The organism is Streptomyces sp. NPDC093546 (genome assembly GCF_044765045.1).
Taxonomy (GTDB): domain Bacteria; phylum Actinomycetota; class Actinomycetes; order Streptomycetales; family Streptomycetaceae; genus Streptomyces.
Map to the genome: position 1 here is coordinate 65171 of NZ_JBIWJG010000004.1, position 24784 is coordinate 89954.

At 74.0% G+C, this 24784-nt stretch carries 24 protein-coding genes, 1 other RNA gene and 2 pseudogenes; 14 read left to right on the top strand and 13 right to left on the bottom strand.

Going from position 1 to position 24784, the window contains the following annotated elements; all coding sequences use genetic code 11:
- Positions 1-45: 45 nt before the first annotated feature.
- Positions 46-1230 carry a hypothetical protein gene (locus tag ACIRNI_RS09955; RefSeq protein ID WP_403550018.1) on the bottom strand — a complete coding sequence of 395 codons (1185 nt, stop codon included), beginning with the start codon at positions 1228-1230 and terminating at the stop codon, positions 46-48.
- Positions 1231-1481: 251 nt separating this feature from the next.
- Here ACIRNI_RS09955 and ACIRNI_RS09960 point away from each other — a divergent pair, with 251 nt between their 5' ends.
- The 4 genes from ACIRNI_RS09960 (at position 1482) to ACIRNI_RS09975 (ending at position 5339) form a co-directional block, all read left to right on the top strand.
- Positions 1482-2297 carry a Nif3-like dinuclear metal center hexameric protein gene (locus ACIRNI_RS09960; RefSeq protein WP_403550020.1) on the top strand — a complete coding sequence of 272 codons (816 nt, stop codon included), beginning with the start codon at positions 1482-1484 and terminating at the stop codon, positions 2295-2297.
- A complete protein-coding gene (locus ACIRNI_RS09965; RefSeq protein WP_403550823.1) occupies positions 2294-3037 on the top strand; it encodes a zinc ribbon domain-containing protein in 744 nt (247 codons plus the stop codon). The genes ACIRNI_RS09960 and ACIRNI_RS09965 overlap by 4 nt, the downstream gene beginning before the upstream one ends.
- Complete coding sequence (locus ACIRNI_RS09970) at positions 3037-4335, top strand: bifunctional RNase H/acid phosphatase (protein WP_403550022.1); 1299 nt, start codon at positions 3037-3039, stop codon at positions 4333-4335. The genes ACIRNI_RS09965 and ACIRNI_RS09970 overlap by 1 nt, the downstream gene beginning before the upstream one ends.
- Before the next feature lie 188 nt (positions 4336-4523).
- A complete protein-coding gene (locus ACIRNI_RS09975) occupies positions 4524-5339 on the top strand; it encodes a hypothetical protein (RefSeq protein ID WP_403550024.1) in 816 nt (271 codons plus the stop codon).
- A 22-nt stretch (positions 5340-5361) separates the two neighbouring features.
- On the opposite strand, the gene eda is transcribed toward ACIRNI_RS09975, so the two are convergent.
- Positions 5362-6006: a bifunctional 4-hydroxy-2-oxoglutarate aldolase/2-dehydro-3-deoxy-phosphogluconate aldolase gene (eda, locus tag ACIRNI_RS09980; RefSeq protein ID WP_403550025.1), complete on the bottom strand. Its 645-nt coding sequence runs from the start codon at positions 6004-6006 to the stop codon at positions 5362-5364.
- Between the two features lie 72 nt (positions 6007-6078).
- Positions 6079-6861: a peroxide stress protein YaaA gene (gene yaaA, locus ACIRNI_RS09985; RefSeq protein ID WP_403550027.1), complete on the bottom strand. Its 783-nt coding sequence runs from the start codon at positions 6859-6861 to the stop codon at positions 6079-6081.
- A gap of 115 nt (positions 6862-6976) precedes the next feature.
- Between yaaA and ACIRNI_RS09990 the strand changes: the two are divergent.
- Positions 6977-8425, top strand: a pseudogene (locus ACIRNI_RS09990) (RNB domain-containing ribonuclease).
- On the opposite strand, the gene ACIRNI_RS09995 reads toward ACIRNI_RS09990, so the two are convergent.
- A complete protein-coding gene (locus ACIRNI_RS09995) occupies positions 8376-8987 on the bottom strand; it encodes a hypothetical protein (protein WP_403550029.1) in 612 nt (203 codons plus the stop codon). The pseudogene ACIRNI_RS09990 and the gene ACIRNI_RS09995 overlap by 50 nt on opposite strands.
- Positions 8984-9760, bottom strand: a complete 777-nt coding sequence (locus ACIRNI_RS10000; protein WP_403550031.1) for a MerR family transcriptional regulator — start codon at positions 9758-9760, stop codon at positions 8984-8986. The genes ACIRNI_RS09995 and ACIRNI_RS10000 overlap by 4 nt, the downstream gene beginning before the upstream one ends.
- Before the next feature lie 89 nt (positions 9761-9849).
- On the opposite strand from ACIRNI_RS10000, the gene rnpB reads away from it, so the two are divergent.
- The 3 genes from rnpB to ACIRNI_RS10015 all read left to right on the top strand — a co-directional run bounded on the left by rnpB (position 9850) and on the right by ACIRNI_RS10015 (position 11146).
- Positions 9850-10249: RNase P RNA component class A (rnpB, locus tag ACIRNI_RS10005), an RNA gene on the top strand.
- Positions 10250-10294: 45 nt separating this feature from the next.
- The gene (locus ACIRNI_RS10010; protein ID WP_403550032.1) at positions 10295-10714 is read left to right on the top strand and encodes a hypothetical protein; all 420 of its coding nucleotides are present in this window, start codon (positions 10295-10297) and stop codon (positions 10712-10714) included.
- An 87-nt stretch (positions 10715-10801) separates the two neighbouring features.
- Entirely contained in the window at positions 10802-11146 is a 345-nt protein-coding gene (locus tag ACIRNI_RS10015) for a hypothetical protein (protein ID WP_403550034.1), read from the top strand.
- A gap of 26 nt (positions 11147-11172) precedes the next feature.
- Here the strand turns inward: ACIRNI_RS10015 and ACIRNI_RS10020 are convergent, their stop codons facing one another.
- Together ACIRNI_RS10020 and ACIRNI_RS10025 are read right to left on the bottom strand one after the other, a co-directional pair.
- A complete protein-coding gene (locus tag ACIRNI_RS10020) occupies positions 11173-12054 on the bottom strand; it encodes a PhzF family phenazine biosynthesis protein (RefSeq protein WP_403550036.1) in 882 nt (293 codons plus the stop codon).
- Positions 12055-12097: 43 nt separating this feature from the next.
- Complete coding sequence (locus ACIRNI_RS10025; protein WP_403550038.1) at positions 12098-12868, bottom strand: SDR family oxidoreductase; 771 nt, start codon at positions 12866-12868, stop codon at positions 12098-12100.
- A gap of 96 nt (positions 12869-12964) precedes the next feature.
- Here ACIRNI_RS10025 and ACIRNI_RS10030 point away from each other — a divergent pair, with 96 nt between their 5' ends.
- Entirely contained in the window at positions 12965-14578 is a 1614-nt protein-coding gene (locus tag ACIRNI_RS10030; protein WP_403550039.1) for an alkaline phosphatase D family protein, read from the top strand.
- Here ACIRNI_RS10030 and ACIRNI_RS10035 read toward each other — a convergent pair.
- On the bottom strand, positions 14565-15563 hold the full coding sequence (locus tag ACIRNI_RS10035) for a Gfo/Idh/MocA family protein (RefSeq protein ID WP_403550041.1): 999 nt from the start codon (positions 15561-15563) through the stop codon (positions 14565-14567). The two genes, ACIRNI_RS10030 and ACIRNI_RS10035, sit on opposite strands and share 14 nt — an antisense overlap.
- A gap of 91 nt (positions 15564-15654) precedes the next feature.
- Here ACIRNI_RS10035 and ACIRNI_RS10040 point away from each other — a divergent pair, with 91 nt between their 5' ends.
- Positions 15655-16941, top strand: coding sequence for a Bcr/CflA family multidrug efflux MFS transporter (locus ACIRNI_RS10040; RefSeq protein ID WP_403550042.1), 1287 nt, complete (start codon positions 15655-15657; stop codon positions 16939-16941).
- Here the strand turns inward: ACIRNI_RS10040 and ACIRNI_RS10045 are convergent.
- Positions 16928-18244: a hypothetical protein gene (locus tag ACIRNI_RS10045; protein WP_403550044.1), complete on the bottom strand. Its 1317-nt coding sequence runs from the start codon at positions 18242-18244 to the stop codon at positions 16928-16930. The genes ACIRNI_RS10040 and ACIRNI_RS10045 overlap by 14 nt on opposite strands.
- A 258-nt stretch (positions 18245-18502) precedes the next feature.
- On the opposite strand from ACIRNI_RS10045, the gene ACIRNI_RS10050 reads away from it, so the two are divergent.
- Complete coding sequence (locus ACIRNI_RS10050; protein WP_403550045.1) at positions 18503-19513, top strand: small ribosomal subunit Rsm22 family protein; 1011 nt, start codon at positions 18503-18505, stop codon at positions 19511-19513.
- A 138-nt stretch (positions 19514-19651) separates the two neighbouring features.
- Entirely contained in the window at positions 19652-20137 is a 486-nt protein-coding gene (locus ACIRNI_RS10055) for a hypothetical protein (RefSeq protein WP_403550047.1), read from the top strand.
- A gap of 81 nt (positions 20138-20218) precedes the next feature.
- On the opposite strand, the pseudogene ddaH reads toward ACIRNI_RS10055, so the two are convergent.
- A pseudogene (gene ddaH, locus ACIRNI_RS10060) lies at positions 20219-21067 on the bottom strand (dimethylargininase); the annotation flags it as partial.
- Positions 21068-21156: 89 nt separating this feature from the next.
- Entirely contained in the window at positions 21157-21363 is a 207-nt protein-coding gene (locus ACIRNI_RS10065; protein ID WP_403550049.1) for a DUF6243 family protein, read from the bottom strand.
- A 119-nt stretch (positions 21364-21482) separates the two neighbouring features.
- Here ACIRNI_RS10065 and ACIRNI_RS10070 point away from each other — a divergent pair, with 119 nt between their 5' ends.
- Together ACIRNI_RS10070 and ACIRNI_RS10075 are read left to right on the top strand one after the other, a co-directional pair.
- On the top strand, positions 21483-22109 hold the full coding sequence (locus ACIRNI_RS10070) for a TetR/AcrR family transcriptional regulator (protein ID WP_403550051.1): 627 nt from the start codon (positions 21483-21485) through the stop codon (positions 22107-22109).
- A gap of 132 nt (positions 22110-22241) precedes the next feature.
- Complete coding sequence (locus ACIRNI_RS10075) at positions 22242-22979, top strand: bifunctional DNA primase/polymerase (RefSeq protein ID WP_403550053.1); 738 nt, start codon at positions 22242-22244, stop codon at positions 22977-22979.
- A gap of 14 nt (positions 22980-22993) precedes the next feature.
- Here ACIRNI_RS10075 and ACIRNI_RS10080 read toward each other — a convergent pair whose 3' ends face one another.
- Together ACIRNI_RS10080 and ACIRNI_RS10085 are read right to left on the bottom strand one after the other, a co-directional pair.
- Positions 22994-23953, bottom strand: coding sequence for a hypothetical protein (locus ACIRNI_RS10080; RefSeq protein ID WP_403550825.1), 960 nt, complete (start codon positions 23951-23953; stop codon positions 22994-22996).
- Positions 23862-24752 (bottom strand): FTR1 family protein, encoded by an 891-nt coding sequence (locus tag ACIRNI_RS10085; RefSeq protein ID WP_403550055.1) that lies wholly within the window; start codon positions 24750-24752, stop codon positions 23862-23864. The genes ACIRNI_RS10080 and ACIRNI_RS10085 overlap by 92 nt, the downstream gene beginning before the upstream one ends.
- Positions 24753-24784 lie beyond the last annotated feature (32 nt).

Here is a 24784-nt window from a genome sequence, read left to right on the forward strand (position 1 = left end):
GGAAGTTCACCCCGTAGTGATCGCTGACATATGCGGCCCGTGAGTCTAGCCGCGGGCCGTCGGGCCGGTCAGAGGTGTCCGCTTCAGCAGCGTCGCCCCTTGCAGCGCCACTCCTCGCGGCGGTGTCTGGTGCAACGGTGCCTGCTGCAGTGGAACCGGCTTGCACACACCAGGAGTCGCCTCGCGCCCCGGCGGTTCCCCGTCCGCGGACTCCGGTTGTGGCGGTTGTGTGAGCGCCTCCGGGTCCGGGGCGATCCGCGCCAGCCCGCACCGTACGGATCCGGCGACGTACGGCAGGTGCAGTACGCCGTCGCGTGTCCACAGGCCCGTGCCCGTCAGCCATCCCGCCGGTGCGGGAAGCTGGAGCAGCCGCCGCCCGGACGGCCGCCACACGCCCACCCAGCTGCCGGCCGCCGCGTCGATGCGCAGCGCCACCGAGCAGGTCTCGGGCGTCAGCATCTGCCCCGGCTGGACGGCGAACGGCGTCACGGCGGCGTCGGCCAGGCGCAGGCACTCCGGGAAGCGGACCGGCAGCGTGGAGCCGAGGACGCCCCAGCCCAGGCGTGCGTGCCCCGGTGACGGCGCGTCGGAGCGGATCAGCAGCAGCCCGCTGTCCGCGTCCGCCAGCAGCAGCCGGTCCTCGCTCGCCTCCGTGATCTGGAGCAGCGGGGTCACCTCCCCGCCCCGCTCCAGGTCGACCGCGACCGCCTTGACCGGCCCGCCGTCGAGCTGCCGGTCCAGCGCCAGGAGCCGCCCCGTACGGTCCAGCCAGACCCCGCCCGTGCAGCGGCCCTTGACCTCCGCGACGTGCTCCGGGCCGAACGCGCCGCCCGCCACCAGCCAGACGCTGGAGGAGTACTCGCCCACCGTCAGGGCGTACGCGTGCGTCCCGCCCGGTGGCGGCGGGAGCAGCCGCAGGGACGGTGCTTCCACCGCGCCGAGCGGCAGCTGCCCGGTGCCCGGCCCGGTCGGGTACAGCAGGGAAAAGGTGTGCCGCTCGCCCGTACGGCGACCGATCAGCACCCGTCCGTCCGCGAGCGGCAGCAACTGCGCGTGCGGGTCCTCCGGCTGGGCGAGCGGCAGCGGCACCGCGTACGGCTCCGGGCCGTCCAGGGTCCACCGCTCCGGGTACAGCGCCTCGCCGTCACCCGCCAGCCGCGCCGCGTAGGTACCGTCCGCCGCGATCGTGAATCCCGTGCGCCCGGCGGTATCGATGGCACAGACAGTCATCGACTCGTCACCTCCGGCGACTGAAAGTAGTTTTCGTACGCCGGACCGAACCGCGCGTGTCGCGCTGCTTCACCTATAAGGGTGGCGATGTCCTGGTTCGCCTGAGAAAGCGGGGTCGGTTGTGCTGGGGGAGCAGGGCGTGCCGCGCGTCGCGTGGGTGTGAAGGCCCCGAAGCCGCGCCGTCCCGCCCGCGATCGGGGTTGTCCACAGGCCAGGGCGGCGGGGCGCGTGGGGCAGGTAGCCTTTCCTACGTGCCCCGCCTGTCTGAAGTCATCGCCGAGCTCGACGCCCTCTGGCCCCCCGAGCGGGCCGAGCAGTGGGACGCCGTCGGCACGGTCTGCGGCGACCCCGACGCCGAGGTCACGCGCGTCCTGATCGCCGTCGACCCCGTCCAGTCGATCGTCGACGAGGCGATCGCCCTCGGCGCGGACCTGATCATCACGCACCACCCCCTCTACCTGCGCGGTACGACGACGGTCGCGGCCGGTCACTTCAAGGGCCGCGTCGTCCACACGCTGATCAAGAACGACGTCGCGCTGCACGTCGCGCACACCAACGCCGACACCGCCGAGCCCGGCGTCTCCGACGCCCTCGCCGGCGCGCTCGACCTGCGCGTCACCGGGCCGCTCGTCCCGGAGACCGGCCTCGGCCGGATCTGCGAGGTCGACCCGCCGGAGACCCTGCGCGACTTCGCGGCCCGCGCCGCCAAGCGGCTCCCCGCCACCGCGCAGGGCATCCGCGTCGCGGGCGACCTCGACGCCCCGGTCCGTACCGTCGCGGTCAGCGGCGGCTCCGGCGACAGCCTCTTCGACGCCGTACGCGCCGCCGGGGTCGACGCGTTCCTCACCGCCGACCTGCGCCACCACCCGGCCTCCGAGGCCACGCAGCACACGCCGCTCGGGCTGGTCGACGCCGCCCACTGGGCCACCGAGTGGCCCTGGTGCGAGCTGGCCGCAGCCCAGCTCGACGAGATTTCCGACCGCCACGGCTGGGACCTGCGGGTCCACGTCTCGAAGACGGTCACCGACCCCTGGTCCCACCACTCTTCCTCTGGAGCCCCCAACTGAACGCCGCGCCCGCCGACCAGATTCGCCTCCTCGACGTCCAGGCCCTCGACACCCGCCTGTCGCAGCTCGCCCACAAGCGCGAGTCGCTGCCCGAGCACGCCGAGATCGAATCGCTGACCAAGGACCTCACGCAGCTGCGTGACCTGCTCGTCGCCGCGCAGACGGAGGAGAGCGACTGCGCCCGCGAGCAGACCAAGGCGGAGCAGGACGTCGACCAGGTGCGCCAGCGCGCCGTCCGGGACCAGCAGCGGCTGGACTCCGGGGCCGTCACCTCCCCCAAGGACCTGGAGAACCTCCAGAAGGAGATCGTCTCCCTCGCCAAGCGCCAGGCCGACCTGGAGGACGTCGTCCTCGAGGTCATGGAGCGCCGCGAGTCCGCCCAGGAGCGGGTCGCCGAGCTCACCGAGCGGGTCGGCTCCGTCCAGGGCAAGGTCGACGACGCGACCGCGCGGCGCGACGCGGCGCTGCAGGAGCTGGAGGGCGAGGCCACGTCCGTCGCCAAGGAGCGGGAGGTCGTGGCCGCGTCCGTGCCCGCCGACCTGATGAAGCTGTACCAGAAGATCCGCGAGCAGCAGGGCGGCGTCGGCGCGGCCCGCCTGTACCAGCGCCGCTGCGAGGGCTGCCACATCGAGCTCAACATCACCGAGGTGAACGAGGTGCGGGCGGCCGCCCCGGACACCGTCCTGCGGTGCGAGAACTGCCGCCGCATCCTGGTCCGCACGGCGGAGTCCGGCGTCTGATGCCCGCCGCCGAGCTGCGCGAGCTGATCGTCGAGGCGGACGGCGGCTCCCGGGGCAACCCGGGCCCGGCCGGGTACGGGGCGGTCGTCCTGGACCCGGTCTCGGGGGAGCCCCTGGCCGAGGCCGCCGAGTACATCGGCGTCGCCACGAACAACGTCGCCGAGTACCGCGGCCTGGTGGCCGGGCTCAAGGCGGCGCGGGAGCTGGCGCCCGACGCCAAGGTCCGCGTACGGATGGACTCCAAGCTCGTCGTGGAGCAGATGTCCGGCCGCTGGAAGATCAAGCACCCGGACATGAAGCCGCTCGCGGCGGAGGCCGCCCGTGTCTTCCCCGCGTCGCAGGTGACGTACGAGTGGATCCCGCGTGAGAAGAACAAGCACGCGGACCGGCTCGCGAACGAGGCGATGGACGCGGGCAAGCGCGGCAAGCAGTGGCAGCCGTCGGCGTCGGTCGCCGCCCTCGACGCGGGCGCGGCCCGCGTGGTCGGCGACGCGGCGGCGGGCGCGGCGAAGGCGCGGGCCGCGCTGGCAGGCGTTTCAGCGGGTGCTTCGGCGGGTGCCTCGACGGGTGCTTCGGCGGGTGCTTCGGCGGGCGTTTCCGCCGTGGCGTCGGCGGCCGCCGCGGAGGTCGCGGCGCGCTCCACGCCGCCGGTCGGCTGGGGGCCGGCGGCAGACCTCGGCACACCGGCCACCTTCGTGCTCCTGCGCCACGGCGAGACGGCGCTCACCCCCGAGAAGCGCTTCTCGGGCAGCGGCGGCAGCGACCCCGAGCTGTCGGCCGTGGGCCTGCGCCAGGCCGAAGCGGTCGCCTCCGCGCTGGCGGCCCGCGGCACGATCCAGGACATCGTCTCCTCCCCGCTGAGGCGCTGCCGCCAGACGGCCGAGGCGGTCGCGGCGCGGCTGGGCCTGGACGTCCGCATCGAGGACGGCCTGCGCGAGACGGACTTCGGCGCCTGGGAGGGCCTGACCTTCGCAGAGGTCCGCGAGCGGTACCCCGACGACCTGAACGCCTGGCTGTCCTCCGCCAAGTCGGCCCCCACGGGCGGCGAGTCCTTCGCGGCGACCGCACGCCGGGTCGCGGCGACCCGCGACGAGCTGACCGCCCGCCACGCGGGCCGCACGGTCCTGCTGGTCACGCACGTCACCCCGATCAAGACCCTCATCCGCCTGGCCCTGGGCGCCCCGCCGGAGTCCCTGTTCCGCATGGAACTCTCGGCGGCGTCGCTCTCGGCGGTGGCGTACTACAAGGACGGCAACGCCTCGGTGCGCTTGCTGAACGACACGTCGCACCTGCGCTGACCGCCCCGAAACCGGGGGCCCGGAGTGGAGCCCCCGATTCCGGGACCCGCTCCACCCCGCCCTGCCTCCGCTGCACCCCGCCCGATATTCCCTGCACATGATCCGACCTGCGCAAACGGCTAAGATCGCGAAGAAAGCCGGACAAGCGAGAAGGAACGTGGCCTGTGCAGGCAAGGGGGAGGGGCATCGTGCTGGCAGCCGCGGGGGCGGCGCTCACGATGGTGCTGACGGGGTGCGGTGGCGACGCCGGTCAGGGCAAGGGGGGTTCCGACCGCGCCGATGGCGCGAGCCGGAGTGATGACGACAGCAGGCGGACCGATCCGCGTGCCGTGCTGACGGCCGCGGTCGAGAAGATGGACGCCCAGCCGTCGTACAAGACGATCCAGACGGGCCATGGCCCCGACGACCCGGGCAGCCGGTCCGAGATGCTCTTCCAGCGGAAGCCCTCGGCCACGGTCATGAAGACGAAGTCGGCCACGGCGTCGCAACACATGATCTTCGCGGCCGGCCGCATCTACGTGAAGACGGACGCGATCCCCGGCAAGAGCTGGTACACCATGGACCTCGGCGGTGCCGACGGCGGCGACGCGGGGAACTCCCGTGCGGCGGGCTACATCACCGAGTTCGCGGGCGCGCTCGCCGCGACCGACTCCACCGCGTGGGTCGCCGAGGAGAAGGTGGCCGGCCGCCCCGCCGACCACTACCGCGGCACGGTCGAGCTCGACCGGCTCGCCTCGTACGAGGGCCCCGCCATGAAGAAGGACGTCCGCGACTCCTACGTCCAACTCGCCAAGAAGCAAGGCCTGAAGTCGGTCGTCATCGACATGTGGGTCGGCAAGGACGACCTGGTCCTCAAGGCCCAGGAATCCGGTACGACCCCCAAGGGGCAACAGCGGCTCACCGAGGAGTACTCCGACTTCGGCGCCGTCCCCCCGGTCACCGCACCCTCGGCGAAGACGGTCGCCACCTGGGACGAGTTCGTCGCCGGCATGGCCAAGTCCTAGCGCCTGATCCGGAAGACAGGCCCTAGACCTGGGACACGCCCCCCAGCGACGACGCCTCGCCTGCCAGCGACTCCACCCGCGACCAGTCCCGCGCCGCGAGGGCCTCGGGCGGGAGCATCCAGCTGCCGCCGACGCAGGCGACGTTCGGCAGGGCGAGGTAGGCGGGTGCCGAGGCGGCCGAGATGCCGCCCGTCGGGCAGAAGCGCGCACCCGGCAAGGGGCCGGCCAGCGACCGCAGGTACGCCGTGCCGCCCGCCGCCTCCGCGGGGAAGAACTTCATGGCGCTGACCCCGCGCTCCAGCAGCGCGACGACCTCCGACGCCGTCGACACCCCCGGCAGGTACGGCACGCCGGACGCCTCCATCGCGCCCAGCAGGCCGTCCGTCCAGCCCGGGCTCACCAGGAAGCGGGCGCCCGCCGCCACCGCGTCCGCCACGCCGCGCGCCGACAGCACCGTGCCCGCGCCCACCACCGCGCCCGGTACGCCGTCGGCGATGGCCCGGATGGCGTCGAGCGCCGCCGGCGTACGCAGCGTCACCTCGATCGCCGCCAGGCCTCCCGCGACCAGCGCACGTGCCAGCGGTACGGCGTCGGCCGCGTCGTCGAGGACGACGACGGGTACGACCGGGGCGGCGGCCAGGTCCAGCACGGAAGACACGGGGGTCATCCCGGCATCCTCCAGGGGTCCGACGCAGCGCGCAACGGCCGTTGCACAGAGTGCAACACCGCTACGGCACGCTCAGTGGATCTCGTCCACCAGCACGTCCAGCTGCCACGCCTTCCCCGCCTTCGCCGGCGCCTCCGCCTCCACCACGTACCCCAGGTCCCGCAGCGCCTCCACCAGCTCGGCCGGTGAGCCGGGTGCGGTCCCGTTCTCCAGGAGGCTCCGTACGATCCGGCCCTTCGTCGCCTTGTTGAAGTGGCTCACCACCTTGCGCGTCGGCGCGTGCAGCACCCGCACCGTCGCCGTCCGCCCCGCGACCTCGCCCTTCGGCTTCCACGCCGCCGCGTACGCCGCCGACCGCAGGTCCAGGACCAGCCCGTCCCCGGCGGCCTCGGGCATCACCGCCGCCATCGGCGTACGCCAGTGCGCGCCCAGCGCCCCGAGCCCCGGCAGCTTCACGCCCATCGAGCAGCGGTACGACGGGATCCGGTCGTCCACGCGCACCGCGCCCCACAGCCCCGAGAACACCAGCAGCCACGCCCGCGCCCGCTCGCGCGCCGCCGCGTCCAGCGTGGCCAGCCCCAGCGCGTCGTACAGCACGCCCGTGTAGATCTCCCCGGCCGGCCGCGCCCCCGCCGTCCGCAGCCCGGCGTTCTTGGCGACCTCGCCGCGCAGCCCCTCGCTCAGTCCGAGCACCTCGCGGGCCTTGTCCTCGTCGCCGGCGCACAGCTCCACCAGCTCGTCGAGCACGGCGGCCCGCGCCCCGGCGAGCCCCGGCAGCGACAGCGCGCCCGGCTCCAGCGGCGCGCCGCTCCCCGAAGCGGCCTTGCCCTCGGAGGGCGGCAACAGCACGAGCACGGTCGTTCTCCTTCGTCACGTACGAAAAGGGGGTGCGGCCCCCGCGCCAGCGTACGCAACCAGCACACGGAGCCACCGACGTGCCGCCACCCGCCCCGCGGCCTACGCTCGGTCCATGCCCCGCCGCCAGATCCGCGTCACCGGCGCCGCCGAGGCTCCCCTCCGGGCCGCGCTGGGGGCGCTGCGCGCCCGGCTCGACGTCCCCGGCGCCTTCCCGGCCGCCGTCCTCGCCGAGGCGGAGGCCGCCGCCAAGGCGCCGCGCCTCCCCGCCCGGGACGCGACCGACATCCCGTTCTTCACGGTCGACCCGCCCGGCTCCACCGACCTCGACCAGGCCCTGCACCTCGCCCATCGCCCCGACGGCGGCTAGCGCGTCCACTACGCCATCGCCGACGTCGCCGCCTTCGTCACCCCCGGCGGCGCGCTCGACGCCGAGGCCCACCGCCGCGTCCTGACCCTGTACTTCCCGGACGCCCGCGTCCCCCTCCACCCGCCCGTCCTCTCCGAGGGCGCCGCCAGCCTCCTCCCCGGCCGCCCGGCCCCCGCCCTCCTCTGGCGCATCGACCTCGACGCGTACGGCCGCCGCGTCGCCACCGACGTCGAACGCGCCCTCGTCCGCAGCCGCGCCCGCCTCCACTACGCCGAGGTCCAGGAACAGATCGACACCGGCACCGCAGAGGAGCCCGTCGCCCTCCTGCGCGACATCGGAATCCTGCGCGAACGCCTGGAGGCGGAGCGCGGCGGGATCTCCCTCAACGTCCCCGAGCAGGAGATCACCGCGAGCGATCACGACCGGACCTACACGCTGGAGTACCGCGCCCCGCGCCCCGCCGACGGCTGGAACGCCCAGATCTCCCTCCTCACCGGCATGGCCGCCGCCGACCTCATGACCGCCGCCGGCGCCGGCATCCTGCGCACCCTGCCCACCGCACCCTCCGGCGCCGTCGCCCGGCTGCGGCACTCGGCGAAGGCGCTGGGCATCGACTGGCCGCACCACGTCTCGTACGCCGCCCTCATCCGCGCGCTCGACCCGCGCGACACCCGCCACGCCGCCTTCCTCCAGGACTGCACCGCGCTGCTGCGCGGCGCCGGCTACACCGTCTTCGACGGCGGGAAACTGCCCGACCCGGCCGTCCACGCCGCCGTCGCCGACGCGTACACGCACTGCACCGCGCCGCTGCGCCGGCTCGTCGACCGCTACGCCGGCGAACTCTGCCTCGCGGCCGCCGCGGGCCGTGAGCCCCCCGAGTGGGTACGCGCCGCCCTGCCCGCGCTCCCCGACGAGATGGCCGCGGGCACGCGCCGCGCGGGCACCGTCGAGCGCGAGTGCGTCGACCTCGTCGAGGCGGCCCTGCTCCAGGACCACGTCGGCGAGGTCTTCGACGCGTACGTCATCGACGTCCACGACCGCGACCCGGCCATCGGCACGGTCCACCTGGAGGACCCGGCGGTCGTCGCCCGCGTCGAAGGCGGCACGCGCCCCCTCCCGCTGGGCGAGCGGCTGCGCGTACGGCTCACGCAGGCGGACCCGGGGCGGGCGAAAGCGCTGTTCGCGCCCGCCTGACCGCGTCCACCAGCGCCCGCGCGTCGTCCGCGTGACAGCGCACCGTACGCACCGGGTACCGCCCGCCCAGCAGCCGTACGGCGGTGACGGGCTCGGTCAGCTCGATCGCGACGGACGTCTGCGAGGCGACCGCCAACTGGAGCGCCCCCTTCTCCGCCGGGTGCGAGAAGCGCAGCTCATGCCGTACGGACGCGATCCGCTCCAGCGGTATCACCACATCGACGTGCCCCGCCTGCCGCACCCGCAGCGCGTCCCGGCTCAGCACATGCGGCCGGGTCACCGACGCGGCGTGCAGCCCCAGCACGAAGAGGACGGTGTACACGTGCAGGACGAGGACCACCTGGTGCGCCACCGGCCAGGGCGCCAGCAGACAGGACATGCCGATCGTCTCGACGACGCACACGAAGGCGAAGCCGTACATGTACGCCGCCTGGTCGCGCGCGTGCCCGAAGACGCCGACCACATCCGCCCCGCCGACCCCGTGCGGCCGCCGCGCCACCCACCGCACCAGGCTCGCCATGAGCCGCGCCTCATGCGCGACGAGGTGCCTCACCCACCTCATCGGTCCCGCTCCGTTACGATCCGCAGCGCCCGCCGGACGGCCTCGGCCTGCGCGGGTGCGAAGTCCGCGAAGAACACCTCCATGAGCGCCCGGTCCTCGGTCTCCTCCGCTCGCGGCACCATGCCGTCCGGCAGCAGCCCCGCCAGCGCCTGCGCGGCCTCCTCCACCCGTACGTCGTCGGGCGCCGCGTCCGCGAGCGCGTCGAGCCGTTCGTACACCGCGTACGCCCGGTCCATCGCCCCCGGCGCCAGCGTCATCGCCCGCATGGCCTCCATCAGCCGCTCCCCCTCCTCCTCCGGCACCACGGTCTCCAGCAGCGCCAGCACCTCCCGGTCCCGCGCGGCCATCGCCGGCTCGGGCCCGGGCCGCGCGGCCGACGCCCGGGCCATGTCCCCGAACAGCTCCGCGAGCCCCGGCGACACCGGACCCTCGGCCGGCAGCCGCCCCACCCGCGCCTGCCCCAGCAACACCCGCAGCCGCTCCCGCCGCGCCCCGATCTCCGCCTGCTGCCGCGCCAGATCGGCGTCCAGCTCCTCCAGTACGTCGACGAGCTCGCGCCCCGCGTCGTCGGCGAGCACGTCCCGCACCTCCTCCAGCCCGAGCCCGAGCTCGGTCAGCCGCCTGACCCGAGCGAGCAGCACGGCGTCACGCAGGGTGTAGTCCCGGTACCCGTTGGCCCGCCGGGCGGGCTCGGGCAACAGGCCGAGGTGGTGGTAGTGCCGCACCGCACGCGTGGTGGTCCCGACGAGGGCGGCGATCTCTCCGATCCGCATGGGACCAGTAGAAACGTTGACGCTGCGGCAAGGTCAAGGCGTCCGGTCCTGCCGTCGCGGCAGCCGGGTACCATGGTCGACACGGCAGACGAGCCGGGCGGACGGCCGCGTGGGGATCCTCGGATCCTCCCGAGGAACGTCCGGGCTCCACAGGGCAGGGTGGTGGCTAACGGCCACCCGGGGTGACCCGCGGGACAGTGCCACAGAAAACAGACCGCCGGGGACCTCGGTCCTCGGTAAGGGTGAAACGGTGGTGTAAGAGACCACCAGCGCCTGGGGTGACCCAGGCGGCTAGGTAAACCCCACCTGGAGCAAGGTCAAAAGGAGATACCCCGGTGTCTCTGCGCGGACGTTCGAGGGCTGCCCGCCCGAGTCCGCGGGTAGACCGCACGAGACCGGCGGCAACGCCGGTCCTAGATGGATGGCCGTCGCCCCGACGACCGCGAGGTCCCGGGGGCACAGAACCCGGCGTACAGCCCGACTCGTCTGCCCCTAAGGCTGCTCCGGCCACGAACTCTCGGAGGCCAAGGCGCCATGACCCTCTCTGATCCCAACGACGCGTTGAGCTCGGCCCTTCGGGACGCCCGCTCGGCATCCTGGTCCGTTCGGGCGGAAGCCGGCCGGCGACTGGCGGGCGCGGCAGAGGATGCCGAGGTGGCTGCGGTGCTGCATCGACTGCTGCTGGACGGGCAGGACACCGCGGTCACTCAAGAGACGGCGGAAGCCCTGCTCGAGCGGGGGGACGTCCTCGGCGTGCGGATGGTCCTGGCCGCGCTCGCGCGCGCGGACGACGACACCGGCGATCACCTGGACGCCGCCCTCACCAACGTCTGCTGCCAGTCCGACGAGGGCCTCGCACGGCTCAAGGAGCTGTGCTCCGCGTTGGTGTCGGATGCCGACGCCTCGATCGGCGAGGAAGCCGGCAGGATCCTCAGCGGGTGGGCTTGCCCCTGACCGGCTGCCCCGGCGTACTGCCGTACTCAGCCCCGCCTGGGTACGCGTACTCATCCCCCGCGCGCGCCCCGGCGGCACGGTGGGGGCATGAGCGAAGCACCTTCGTCCCCGCCCCCTCTCCCTCCGCACCTGCAGCCGTCCCCGCCCCGGCCCGGGCTGCGCAACTTCGGGCTCTTCCTGGCCGCGCTTCCCTTCAACCTGCTGATCTGCGGGTACGCGCTCCTCGACGTCGGCATGGGGGAGTGGGCGGCGGCCGGTGAGGAGGTCGAGCCGCCGGTGGAGGACCTGCTCGTCTGCGCGGGGCTGATCGTCGGGCTGGGGGTGCTGCAGTGGCTGGGGAAGGGCCGTGTCGCCGCGCTGTTCCAGGTGCTGCCGCTGTTCTTCGTCGTGCTCCTCATCGGAGGGTGGGAGATCCCCGAGGTGCCTCGCTAGCCCGCGATCCGGCACCGCGCGATCCGCTAACCCGCGATCCGCGCCCCCGCGCCGCTCACGCGGACGCGCCCCTCGCCCGCGCGGAGTTCCACCGTCAGGACGCCCGGGCGGCCCATGTCCTCGCCCTGGTGGAGGGTGAGGACCGCCGCCTCGGGGACCAGGCCCAGGTCGCGGGCGTACGCGCCGAAGGCCGCGGCCGCCGCGCCCGTCGCCGGGTCCTCGACGACGCCGCCCACCGGGAACGGGTCGCGGACGTGGAACACCGTCGGCGCGGCGCGCCACACCAGTTGGACCGTCGTCAGGTCCAGGCGGCGCATCAGCGTCGCGAGGCGGTCGAAGTCGTACGCCAGGTCCGCGAGGCGTGCCCGGGTCGCGGCGGCCAGCACCAGGTGGCGGGCGCCCGCGAAGGCGATCCGGGGAGGCAGGGCCGCGTCCAGTTCGGCGGGCGACCAGCCCAGCGCGTCCAAGGCCTCTTGGACGTCGGCCGCCGGGACGTCCTCGACGCGCGGCTCCACGCTGGTGAGCGTGGCCCGCAGTGCGCCGCCGTCCTCGGCCACCGTCACCGGCACGGTCCCGACGGGCGTGGCGAACGCCAGGTCGCCCGGCCCGAGGCGCTCGCCGAGCGCGACGGCCGTCGCGACGGTGGCGTGCCCGCAGAACGGCACCTCCGCCTTGGGGCTGAAGTAGCGGATGGTGAACGCCCGCCCCGCGCCGGTTCCGTCCAGCTCCTCCGGCGGCGGCGTCAGGAACGCGGTCTCGCTGTACCCGAGCTCGGCGGCGATCGCCAGCATGTCCGCGTCACCGAGCCCGGCGGCGTCGAGGACGACCCCGGCCGGGTTGCCCCCCTCGGGGTCGGCGGAGAACGCCGTGTAGCGCAGGACCTCGGCGGAGCGCGAAGTGATCGTCATGTCCGTCCCAACGCACCCGGGGCGGACTCTTGTTCCAGGGCGCTCAGCCGCGCCCGATGTACGGCATGGCCGTCGCCATGACCGTCGCGAACTGGACGTTCGCCTCCAGCGGCAGCGCCGCCATGTGCGCCACCGTCCGCGCCACGTCTGCCGCGTCCATCACGGGCTCGGGGGCGAGGGTGCCGTTCGCCTGGAGGATGCCCGACTGCATGCGCTCGGTCATCTCCGTCGCCGCGTTGCCGATGTCGATCTGGCCGCAGGCGATGCGGTACGGGCGGCCGTCCAGCGAGAGCGACTTGGTCAGGCCCGTCATGGCGTGCTTGGTCGCCGTGTACGCGATCGAGTGCGGGCGCGGCACGTGCGCCGAGATGGAGCCGTTGTTGATGATCCGGCCGCCCTGCGGCGCCTGCTCCTTCATCTGGCGGTACGCCGCCTGCGCGCACAGGAACGCGCCCGTCAGGTTGGTGTCGACGACCGACCGCCAGGTGTCGTAGGCCAGATCCTCGACCGGCGTGCCGCCGCCCGCGAAGCTGCCCGCGTTGTTGAAGAGCAGGTCGACGCGGCCGAACCGGTCCCGTACGGCGGCGAAGAGGGCCGCCACCGCGTCGGGGGACGTGACGTCCGTCGGGACGCACAGCGCCTCCGCGCCCGCGCCCCCGCGTGCCGCCGCGAGCGCCGCCGTCTCCTCCAGGGGCTCGGCCCGCCGGCCCGCCAGCGCCAGCGACCAGCCGTCCTCCGCCAGTGCCAGCGCCACGCTCCGGCCGATGCCCGAGCCCGCGCCCGTCACCACCGCGATCCTCCGTACAGCGTTCATGGGGCCGCAGCGTACGGGAGGGTCCGGCACCTGGAACTCATATGGCCGACATGTGGATGTTGTGGACGCGACAACCAGGCCCCGTCCAATGAGCCCATGACAGCCGAACTGCGCGCCGCCGCCCGCCATTTCGACCGCCGCCGCTTCCTCACCACGACCGGCGCCGCCGCCGCCCTCGCCTTCGCCGTGAACCTGCCGGCCGCGGGCGCGGCGAGCGCCGCCGAGCTCGACGCCCGGAAGATCACCGAGGACCCCTTCACCCTGGGCGTCGCCTCCGGCGACCCCCTCCCCGGCTCGGTCCTGCTGTGGACGCGCCTCGCGCCCCGCCCGTACGAGCCCGGCGGCGGCCTGCCGCGAGCGCGCGTCCAGGTGCGCTGGGAGCTCGCGCACGACGAGGCGTTCACCCGGATCGCCAGACGCGGCCACGCCACCGCGCACCCGGAGTTCGACCACACCGTGCACGCGGAGGTGAGCGGCCTGGCCCCCGGGCGCGCGTACTACTACCGCTTCCGCGCGGGCGGCTGGCTGAGCCCCGCCGGGCGCACCAGGACCGCGCCGCACGCCGCCGCCCGCGTCGGGGAGCTGCGGCTGGCGGCCGCGTCCTGCCAGGCGTACCACGACGGCTACTTCACGGCGTACCGGCACCTCGCCGAGGAGGACGTCCACGCCGTCTTCCACCTCGGGGACTACCTGTACGAGTACGCCGTCGACGCGGCGGGCGGCCACCGCCGCTACACCGACCGGCAGCTGCCCGCCCACTTCAACCGGGAGACGGTCACGCTGGAGGACTACCGGCTGCGGTACGCCCTCTACAAGACGGACCCGGACCTGAAGGCCGCGCACGCCGCGCACCCCTTCGTCGTCACCTGGGACGACCACGAGACCGAGAACAACTACGCGGGCGGCACCCCGGAGAACGGCGTACCGCCGGAGGAGTTCCTGGTGCGCCGGGCCGCCGCCTACCGCGCGTACTGGGAGAACCAGCCGCTGCGGGCCCCGCAGCGGCCCGCCGGCGCCGACATGCGGCTGTACCGGCGGCTGCGCTTCGGCGACCTCGCGCAGTTCGACGTCGTCGACACCCGCCAGTACCGCTCCGACCAGGCCTACGGCGACGGCTGGCAGACCCCGGGCCCGGAGTCGGAGGACCCGGCGCGGACGATGACCGGCGCCGAACAGGAGCGGTGGCTGCTGGACGGGTGGAAGTCCTCGGACGCCGTGTGGAACGTCGTGCCGCAACAGGTCACCTTCGCCCAGCGGCGCAACGTCCCCGGGCCCGACTTCAAGCTGTCCATGGACGCCTGGGACGGCTACCCCGCCTCCCGCAAGCGGATCCTGGACGGGGCCCGGGCCGCCGGGGTGGAGAACCTCGTCGTGCTGACGGGCGACGTGCACGTCGGGTACGCCTTCGACCTCAAGGCCGACTTCGACGACCCCGCCTCCCGCACCGTCGGCACCGAGCTCGTCGCCACCTCCGTCAGCAGCGGCCGGGACGGCGCCGACAAGCCCGCCAACTGGGACAACCTCACCCGCGCCAATCCCCACCTGCGGTTCTACAACGGCCGCCGCGGCTACCTCAGGGTCACGCTGACACCCGAGCGCGCCCGCGCCGACTTCCGTACCGTCGCCGCGGTCACGACCCCGGGCGCCCCCGTCACCACCGCCGCGTCGTTCGTGACGGAGGCGGGGAACCCGGGCCTCACGCCCGCGTGAGCGCCTCCGCCGGGTAGCGGACGCCGATCCGGTCCCGTACCGCGTCGAGCGTCCGCATCACCGCCAGCGTCCCGTCCAGCGGCACCAGCGGCGACTCCGTCTCGCCCGCCCGCAGGCACCGCATCACCTCCGCCGCCTCGTGCTGGAAGGTGTCGCGACGCCCCGGCACCGTGAACTCCTCCGGCTCCCGCCCGTCCCGGTGCAGGACGAAACCCTCGGGATAGAAGAAGCCGCGCGGGAACTCGATCCGGCCCGCCGTGCCCGACACCGACGCCGTCAGCGGCGTATCGGACACGATCGAGCAGGACAGCATCGCCGTGGCGCCGGAGTCCCAGCCGAGCAGCATCCCCGTGTTCAGGTCGACGCCCTCCGGCGAGAGCAGGGCGTCGGCCTGTACGCGGTCGGGCTCGCCGAGCAGCAGCTGCGCGAACGACACCGGGTAGACGCCGAGGTCCAGCAGCGCGCCGCCGCCCGCGGCCGGGTCCCGCAGCCGGTGGCCGGGGTCGGCCGGGCCCACCAGCCCGAAGTCCGCGTGCACGGAGCGGATCTCGCCGATCGCGCCGTCCCGGACCAGCTCCACCATGCGCCGGACGACCGGGCCGCAGTACATCCACATGGCCTCCATCAGGAAGACCCCGCGCCGCCGGGCGATCCCCACGAGCTCCGCCGCCTCGCGCGCGTTGAGCGTGAACGGCTTCTCGCACAGCACCGCCCGCCCCGCCTCCAGGCACAGCCCGGCGGCCGCGCGGTGCGCCGCGTGCGGCGTCGCCACGTACACCACGTCGACGTCCTCGTCCGCGGCGAGGGACGCCCAGTCCCCGTACGCCCGCGGAATGCCGAACCGCTCGGCGAACGCCGTGGCGGACGCGGCGGAACGCGACGCCACCGCCACCACCTCCGCGTCCGGCAGCTGCAGCAGATCGGTGGTGAACGACGCGGCGATCCCGCCCGTCGCGAGCACGCCCCACCGCACGGTCCCGCCCATCCCCATGCCCCCTCGGATTTCACCCTTGAGTTTTCAACTATTCCGGTCGAGCTGCGAGCATAGGGCGCCGAGCCCCAGGAGAGGAGACGAGATGCCGGAGAGCGGCCCCCGTCACATACGCACCGACAGCGCGCCCGAGACAGCTCCACCCACGAAAGTCGCCGCCACCGCCACCGCGCGCCGGGCGAGCCTCCTCGTCACCCTCGTCCTCGGCGGGCTCACCGCCCTCCCGCCGCTCTCCATGGACATGTACCTCCCCGCCCTGCCGGAGGTCACCAAGGCCCTGGGCGCGCCCGCCGCCACCGTGCAGCTCACCCTCACCGGCTGCCTCGCCGGCCTCGCGCTCGGCCAGCTCGTCGCCGGACCCATGAGCGACAAGTGGGGCCGCCGCCGCCCGCTGCTCATCGGCATGATCGTGTACGTCGCCGCCACCGCCGTCTGCGCCTTCGCGCCCGGCATCGAGCTGCTCATCGCCTTCCGGCTGCTCCAGGGACTCGCGGGCGCCGCCGGCATCGTGATCGCCCGGGCGGTGGTGCGGGACCTGTACGACGGGGTCGAGATGGCCCGGTTCTTCTCCACGCTCATGCTGATCTCCGGGGCCGCGCCGATCGTCGCCCCGCTGATCGGCGGACAGGTGCTCCGGCTCACCGACTGGCGCGGCGTGTTCCACGTCCTGACCGTCGTCGGCGTGCTGCTCACGCTCGTGGTGTGGAAGTGGCTCGGCGAGACGCTGCCCCCCGAGCGGCGGCACGGCGGCGGGGTCGGCCAGGCGCTGCGCACCATGCGCGGGCTGCTCGCCGACCGGGTCTTCACCGGCTACATGCTGGCCGGATCGCTCTCCTTCGCCGCGCTGTTCGCGTACATCGCGGCCTCGCCCTTCGTCGTACAGGACCTGTACGGCGCCTCCCCGCAGACCTTCAGCCTGCTCTTCGGGCTGAACTCCGTCGGCCTCGTCGCGGTCGGGCAGATCAACGGCAAACTGCTGGTGGGCCGGGTCAGCATGGACAAGGTGCTGGGCTTCGGCCTGGCGGTGATCGTGCTGGCCGCCGTGGCGCTGCTCCTCATGACCAGCGGGGTCTTCGGGCCCGTCGGCCTGGTGCCGGTGGCCGCCGGGCTGTTCGTCCTGATGTCGGCGATGGGCCTGGCGATGCCCAACACCAACTCCCAGGCGCTGATGCGCACCCCGCACGCCGCGGGCTCCGCCTCCGCGCTGCTCGGTACGTCGTCGTTCCTGATCGGCGCGGTCGCCTCGCCGCTGGTGGGCATCGCGGGGGAGCGGACGGCCGTTCCGATGGCCGTGGTCCAACTGGTGTGCGCGGTCGGCGCGATGGGCTGCTTCCTGGGGCTCTGCCGACCGTGGAGCGTCAACCGCGCCTGACGTACGCGATGAGGTGCACCCGGTCCGCCGGGTCCGTCCAGCGGAACAGCCCCACGCCCGCCACCTCCGCCTCCGGCAGCCGTACGCTCGGCGCGAGTGCCTCCGGCACCCCGGTGGCCAGGTCGATCCGGACCGGGGTGCCGCGGCCCGCGAGGGCGTCGGACGGGCTGCGGGCGCTGCTCGCGCCGTAGACCACGCCGTCGTCGGTGGCCGTGGTGAGGGTGAGCGGGCTGGTGCCGTCGGGGTTCTCGAAGCAGCGGCCCGTGCGGGCGTCCAGGTCGAAGGCGAGGCTTCCGGCGATCAGGTACCGCCCGCCGGGCGAGGTCACGGCCCTGGGGTGCTCGCCCGGTTCGATCGCGGGCTTGCGGCACTCGGTCTGCACCAGCGGCACGCCGGTGGTCACGTCGTGCACGGCCCAGATGTCGTGCGTGGCCGCCCGCCGGGCGCCCTTCTTGTGCTGCCAGCGGGCCAGGACGTGCCCCGGGGTCAGCGAGGTCGGCACCCCGCTCGCCACATCGGCGCCCGAGGGGGCGCGGCCGCGGCTCGCCCAGCCGCCGCGCACCCAGAAGCTCCGGGCGCCGCTGACCAGCAGGCCCTTGGGGGTCATCCCGCGCACCTCGGTGAGCGTGCGGCACTCCGGGCAGCCCTTCGGGGGGCCGAGCGCCTCCGGCGCGACGGTGGTGACCTCGCCGGTGTCGGGCGCGACGACCGCGCTTCGCGCCTTGCCGTCGCTGATGACGACACCCGGCCCGGTGGCGGTCACTATCGGTGCGTCCGGCCACGGGACCTCCACCCGCTGCCGGGCGCCGTCGGCGGCGTCGTACACGTCGAGTGAGACGAAGCTGCTCGCCGGTGCCAGCGGATCGCCGCGGAGCGAGCCGTACGACCAGGTCACGACGTAACTCCGGCCGTCCTTGGCCAGGGCGAGGAGACGCGGTACGTCGCCGGGGCCGCCCAGCGGGTGCCACGGGCGGCCCGTCCAGCGCGGCTTGCCGGTCGTGGCGTCGACGGTGCGCACGCGGTACTGCGCCTCGCCCACCGCTTCCAGGTAGGCGACCAGGCCGGTGGCGGAGTCCACGACGTAGCCGGCGGAGACGTCGGGGAGCTCCCAGCCGCGGCGGGTGTCGTACGCGGCGGGGGCGGTGAGCCGGGTGGCCGGGGCGGCGCTGCCGGCGGCGGTCCGCGTCGGCTTCGGGGCGCCCTTCGGGTCGTCGGCGCCGCCACCGCAGGTGGCGAGGAGGAGTAACAGGGCCAGGACGGTCACACCGGCCACCAGGGCCAGGCGCACGATCCTCTGTCTCATGGTCCCCCCGCTGGGTCGTGTCCGCCAAGCCCCGTCTGCCTGGCGGCGCCTGGCACGCCCGCTCGCCGCGTTGTCGTCAGTCGCCAATGCTCCGCAGTGGCTCCTTCCTCCGCCTTGCGATCGCACGCACCAGACGCCGCCAGGCCCGCCCTTCGGGCGGACGACGCTACTTTGCGGACACTCCCCCGCCCGCCCACCGGATCAGGGCGGCCAGCCTAGCAACGCCGGGCACCTCCGGGGGCCGCCTACGATGGGTCGGTGAACGTCTCCCTGTCCCCCTCCGACTCCGTCTCGGGCGCTCTGCGCGACGCGCTGGCCGGGCTGCTCGACGGGCTGCCGCCGACGAAGGCCGCGCAGGCCGTCGAGCGGCTCATCGCCAGCTACCGGGGGACGACCCCGACCGACGCGCCCGTGCTGCGCGACCGGTCCGACGTCGTCGCGTACGCCGCGTACCGCATGCCCGCGACCTTCGAGGCGGTGCGGTCCGCGCTGGACGCGCTGCGCGGCGCGGCGCCGGAGTGGGTGCCGGGCACGCACACCGACATCGGCGGCGGGACGGGCGCGGCGAGCTGGGCCGTCGCGGAGGCGTGGGACTCGGCGGCGCGCACCGAGGTGCTGGACTGGGCCGAGCCGGCGCTGGCGCTGGGGCGCGAGCTGGCGGCCGCCTCCGGGGTGCCGGGCCTGGCGGGCGCGGCGTGGCGGCGCGCCCGGATCAGCGCGGCGCTCCGCGTGGAGAGCAGCGACCTCGTCACGGTCTCGTACGTCCTCAAGGAGCTCACCGAAGCCGACCGCGCGGCCGTCGTCACGGAGGCGGCCCGCGCCGCCCAGGCCGTCGTGATCGTCGAGCCCGGCACCCCCGACGGCTACGCGCGGATCATCGCGGCACGCGACCGGCTGATCGCCGCCGGGCTGCGCATCGCCGCGCCCTGCCCGCACAGCGCCGCTTGCCCGATCGAGCCGGGTACCGACTGGTGCCACTTCGCGGCGCGCGTCAGCCGCTCGTCGCTGCACCGCCAGGTGAAGGGCGGGTCGTTGGCGTACGAGGACGAGAAGTTCAGCTACGTCGTCGCGACCCGCTTCCCCGTCGCGCCGGCGCCCGCGCGCGTCACCCGCAAGCCGCAGCTCCGCAAGGGGCAGGTGCTGCTCGACCTGTGCACCGAGGACGACGGGCTGCGGCGCGACACGGTCACCAAGCGGCACGGCGCGCTCTACAAGGCGGCGCGGGACGCGGCGTGGGGCGACGCGTGGCCCCCGCCCCCGCACGAGTGAGCCGACCCTCCGATGAGGTGACAAGCGGCAACCGCCCGGGTGAGGGGGTGCCCCCGCCGGTTGCCGGGCGGCCGGGGCCGGGTTGAGCTGGGGTCGCTGCCGTCCCCTCCCCTCATCCACCTCATCTCAGGAGGCCCCATGCTCCGCTCCCTCGCCACCGCCGCGCTCGCCGCCACCGCCCTCGGTCTCACCGCGGCCACCCCGGCGGCGTCGGCGCCCGTACCGGCCAAGGACGAGACGAAAGTGCTCGACTGGCTGGCGGTGAAGCAGTCGGACACCAAGCCGTTCGGCCCGCTGCTGCACGCGGGCGCCGACTGGACCGTCTTCGGCCATCTGCACGAGAACGACAAGGGCAAGCCCGGCAAGAAGATTGGCGACGTCACCGCGCAGTGCACCGCCGTCAAGGTGGACCGCAAGGGCTATGTGACGCAGTGCCAGCGCGTCCTGCGCACCGACGACGGCAGCATCACGCTCACGGACACGATCGACCGCTACGGCCGGGGCCCGCACGGCGGCGACTCGGTGATCACCGGCGGCAGCGGCGCGTACGAGGACGCCGAGGGCAAGGCGGAGGTCGCGCTCCACGGCCACCACGCCTTCTTCAAGCTCACGCTGGAGGACTGACCGGGGTCGATCCGGGTGCGGACCCGGTCCGGGCGGGAGTCCCCGCGCCCAGACCGGGTCCGTCCGTTCCCGGCTCGCGCCCTACTCCTCTCGCAGCTCCTGCGTGCAGCACTTCACGCTGCCGCCGCTCTTGAGCAGCTCGCCCAGGTCCATCCCGATCGGCTCGAAGCCGCGCTCCCGCAGCGGCCGGAAGAGCCCCACCGCCGTCTGCGGCAGCAGGACGTGTCTGCCGTCGCTCACGGCGTTCAGCCCGAGGGCCGCCGCGTCCTCCTCCTCGGCGATCAGCGCGTCGGGGAAGAGCCGCCGGAGCACCGCGCGGCTGCCGGGGGAGAAGGCGCCGGGGTAGTACATGATCTCGTCGCGCGCCTCGTCCAGGACGCACAGCGCCGTGTCGAGGTGGTAGTAGCGCGGGTTCACCAGCTCCAGGCCGATCACGGGGCGGCCGAAGAACTCCTGTGCCTCGTCGTGCGACAGCGGGCTGGAGCGGAAGCCGCGCCCGGCGAGGAGGTAGGTGGAGGTGACGGCGAAATCGCCCTCGCCCTCGTTGATGTGGTCGGGTTCGTGGATGTCGGTGAAGCCGTGCGCCAGGAACCACTCGCGGTGCACCGCGGCCTCGGGCACGCGCTCGGCGTGGGCGAACCGGGCCAGCAGCACCCGGCCGTCGATGACGGTGGCGCCGTTGGCGGCGAACACCATGTCGGGCAGGTCGGGGCGGGGGTCGAGCAGCTCGACGGTGTGGCCGAGGGAGCGGTAGCGGTCGCGCAGGTCTTCCCATTGGGTGAGGGCGAGCGGCAGGTCGACCGGTTTCGCCGGGTCCATCCACGGGTTGATGGAGTAGGTCACCCTGAAGTGCGCGGGTGGGCACATCAGGTAGCGGCGGGGTGTTGCGTCACGAGGCAAGGAAGGCTCCTCACGGACGGCTGGTGTCGCACGGTGTGTGCGTGCAAGCCATGGTGCGCCGTGAGGAGCCTTCGCGCAGTGGACCGTACGGGTGAGTTGGCGGGTGGTTCACCCGGGCCTCACGAAGTGTCGCGCGTCGTACGTCCCTGCTTCACCTCCGGCGCCTCCCGCCCCTCTCGCAACGTGCGCAGCAACTCCCGCTTCTGCGCGGCCGGATCGGCACCCCGGCCGGCCCGGCCGCCGCCGCTGCCGCGCAGGGCCGCGCGGGAGAGGTTCTTGCGGGTGCCGCCGACACCGAGCATGTTTCCGGTTCCGCCACGCGTCATGGTGGGCTCCTTCCGCTGTCGTCCATCTCCCGACTTCACCAGAGTGAACGAGACGTCTCGTCTTGTCAAGCTCATTGAGACGATACGTCTCGCCTCGCATGACTGCTAGATTGGGGCGCATGGCAGACACCAAGGCACCCGACTCCACGCGCCGCAGCGAACGCTCCCGCCGCGCCATCTACGACGCCGCCCTCGCCCTCGTCGGCGAGGTCGGCTACGCCAAGACCACCATCGAGGGCATCGCCGCCCGCGCCGGTGTCGGCAAGCAGACCATCTACCGCTGGTGGCCCTCCAAGGCGGCCGTCCTCCTGGACGCCTTCCTCGACCTCGGCCGCCAGGCCAACGAGGCGCTCGGCGGCGACGCCGACAGTGAGATCCCCGACACCGGGGACCTGGAGGCCGACCTCAAGTTCGTCCTGCGCGCCACGGTCGACGAGATGAACGACCCCACCTTCGAGGTCCCCTCGCGCGCCCTCGCCGCCGAGGGCGTGATCAACCCCGAGCTCGGCGCCCAGTTCGTCGAACTGCTCCTGGAACCGCAGCTCCAGCTGTACGTCAAGCGGCTGCGCGCCGCCCAGGAGGCCGGAGACGTCCGGGCGGACATCGACCCGCGCATCGCCCTGGAGCTCTTCGTCGGCCCGCTCGCCCACCGCTGGCTGCTGCGCACCCTCCCGCTCACCCACGAGTACGCCGACCGGCTCGTCGAGTACGCCCTGTACGGGCTGGCGCCTCGCCCGACGGGCTGACCAATTCCGGGCATAGCCACCCATCACGCCCAGCTGCTCCACCCCGGTTGGGGACTCCGGTCACCCGGGGCGCAGGATGGTGGGACCATGGCAGGGACCGCAGGGCTTGCATGACCAGGTGTGAGGGGATAGATGGGCGACGGTATCGGCCGCTACCGCGGCACGGAGAGCAAACTCGCGCACTGGCTGCGCCGGCGTCCGAGGAAGTCCGCCGCCGACGTACCGAGCCGTGAGGACCTGCTCCTCGCCGTCGCGTCCGCCGGACTTCCCCTCGCCCCCGCCGCGTATCCCGTCGGCTACCGCTGTTCCTGCGAGCGCATCGGCTGTCCGACCCCGGCCCGCCATCCCGTCTCCTTCGCCTGGCAGACGCAGTCCACCACCGACAGCGCGCAGATCCAGCGGTGGGCCGAGGCCCAGCCGCAGGCCAACTTCATCACCGCGACCGGCATGGTCCACGACGTCCTCGACGTTCCGCTGGAGGCCGGTCGCGCCGCGTTGGAGCGGCTGCTCGGCGAGGGCGTCGACGTGGGGCCGGTCGCCGAGTCCGGAGACGGCCGGATGCTGTTCTTCACCGCCACCCGCGGCACCCCCGAGGACGAGGACGAGTGGTGGCCGTGCGAGCTGGACTGCCACCCCGAGACCATGGACGAGCACCCCGGCCTGCGCTGGCACTGCCGCGGCTCCTACGTCCTCGTCCCGCCCGCCCGGCTCCCCGGTGACCTGGGCGTCGGCTGGGTACGCGGGCCCGAGCACCCGCTGCCCGACCCGCTGACGCTGCTCGAAGCCCTCACCGACGCTTGCGCCCGCCACGCCGACCAGCTCGACGACGACCACGACCACCACTCGGTGGCCTGGCCCCTCAGCCGCTAGCCCGCGGCGCGGCGCTACGAGCCCGTCGCCGACGTCACGCCCTGGAGCCGGCCCACCACCGCGACCTGGTCCGAGGTGGTGCCGGACGGCTTCACCCGGGCCACCAGGCCCGCCACCCACTCCTTGGTGAGGGTGGTCTTCACCTCACCGGTCATCAGCGCCTTCACGTCCGGGTTCACCTTGGGCCGGTAGCCCGCCGCCGCCGTCTGCCGGTCGTAGAAGCGCGTCGAGAAGAAGACGAACGCCCCGCCGTCCTCGGTCATCAGCCCGAGCGGCGCGTAGTCGCCCGTGTCGAGCGGCTGGTCGACGAACTGCGTGGACAGCCCGGGCCGCCGTGCGAGGTTCTGGCGCTCGGTCCGCCACACCGAGGTGTGCGGGCCCGCCGCGAAGTGCGCGGGTTTCCCGGAGTGGAGGTAGGAGGTGTACTCCTCGCTCAGGTTCTTCGGCGCGACCGCCAGCGCCGCGGAGTCCGGCGCGACCGGCTCCGCGTACCCCTCGGCGTCCGTCTTGAACGCCGGGATCTCGTTCGGCGCGAGGATCGACAGGTAGGCGACCTCCCACAGCTGCTGGGAGCTGTTGCGCACGAAGACGAGCACCCAGCGGCTGTCGCCCGTGCCCTGGTCGGTGTCCCGGTTCGAGTCCACGTTCGCGACGAACCAGCGCGGCCAGCCCGCCTTCTTCGGGATCGTGAACGTGGCGTCCGACAGCACCAGCGGCTGGTGGTTGGGGTTGCCGCCGGGGCTGGTGATGGAGCGCGACTTCAGCCCCGCCTGGTTGACCGCACCGAGCGCGCCGGTGACCCGGCCCGCGTCCAGCGCCGGGTCGTACGCCTTGTCGGCCGCGTTGTACGCGTCCGTGAAGTCCTTCAGCGCCCGCGCGGCCTCAGTCTTCGTCGCCGCCGGGACGACCTCCAGCTCCCCGTGCACCGTCACGCACCCGCTCGCGGTCAGCGCCAGCACCACGGTCGCCGTCACCGTCGCCGCGAGCCTCGCCGCCCGACCCCGACCCAGCCTTCTCATCGGTTGCCTTCTGCTCCTCGACCCCCACTGACCGTCCGAACCCTACCGGGGCCCGCAAGAGTGCGAGCGCCGGGACCGGATACAGCGCCCACACCGCGGCCTGGAGGACCGTCGGATCGGGCGGGAAGGTGAAGACGCCCCTGATCACCGCCCCGTACCAGCTGTCGGGCCGCACCACGGCGGAGACGTCGAACGCCACCGCGCCGCCCGGAACCACCGCCTCCTGGAGGCCGCGTACGCCTCCGGCCAGGACGCCCGCCGCCACGACCACCAGGAGCGGACCGCACCGCAGGGCGCACCGGAAGAACAGCCACCCCACCGCGGCCGCCGTCGCGAGGCCCACCAGCACCCACGTCAGCGGCTCCGCCGAGCCCGCCTCGTCGGCCGCCGCCCGTACCGTCGCCCAGACGAACAGCGCGGTCTCCAGGCCCTCCCGGCCCACCGCCAGGAACGCCGTGCCGGCCACCAGCCCCGCACCCGGCCGCTCCGCGACGACCAGCCACGTCAGCAGGCCCGCCGCGCCCACCGCGAGCACGCCGCCCAGCAGCTTCCGCGCCTCCGGCGTCAGTTCGTACGCGCCGAACTCGAGGAGCGCGCCGAGCGCGAACGACAGGGCCGCCGCCGCGCCGGCGCCCGCCCCCACCGGCCGGAGCGCGTCCCGTCGGCCCGTCCTCACCAGGTACGCCACGAGGACGCAGAGAACCGCGGCCGCCGCCAAGCCCCCGCGCAGGCCGGAGAGATAGGTCTCGAACATGCGGCCATCCTGCCGTGCCGGGCCGCGTGCTT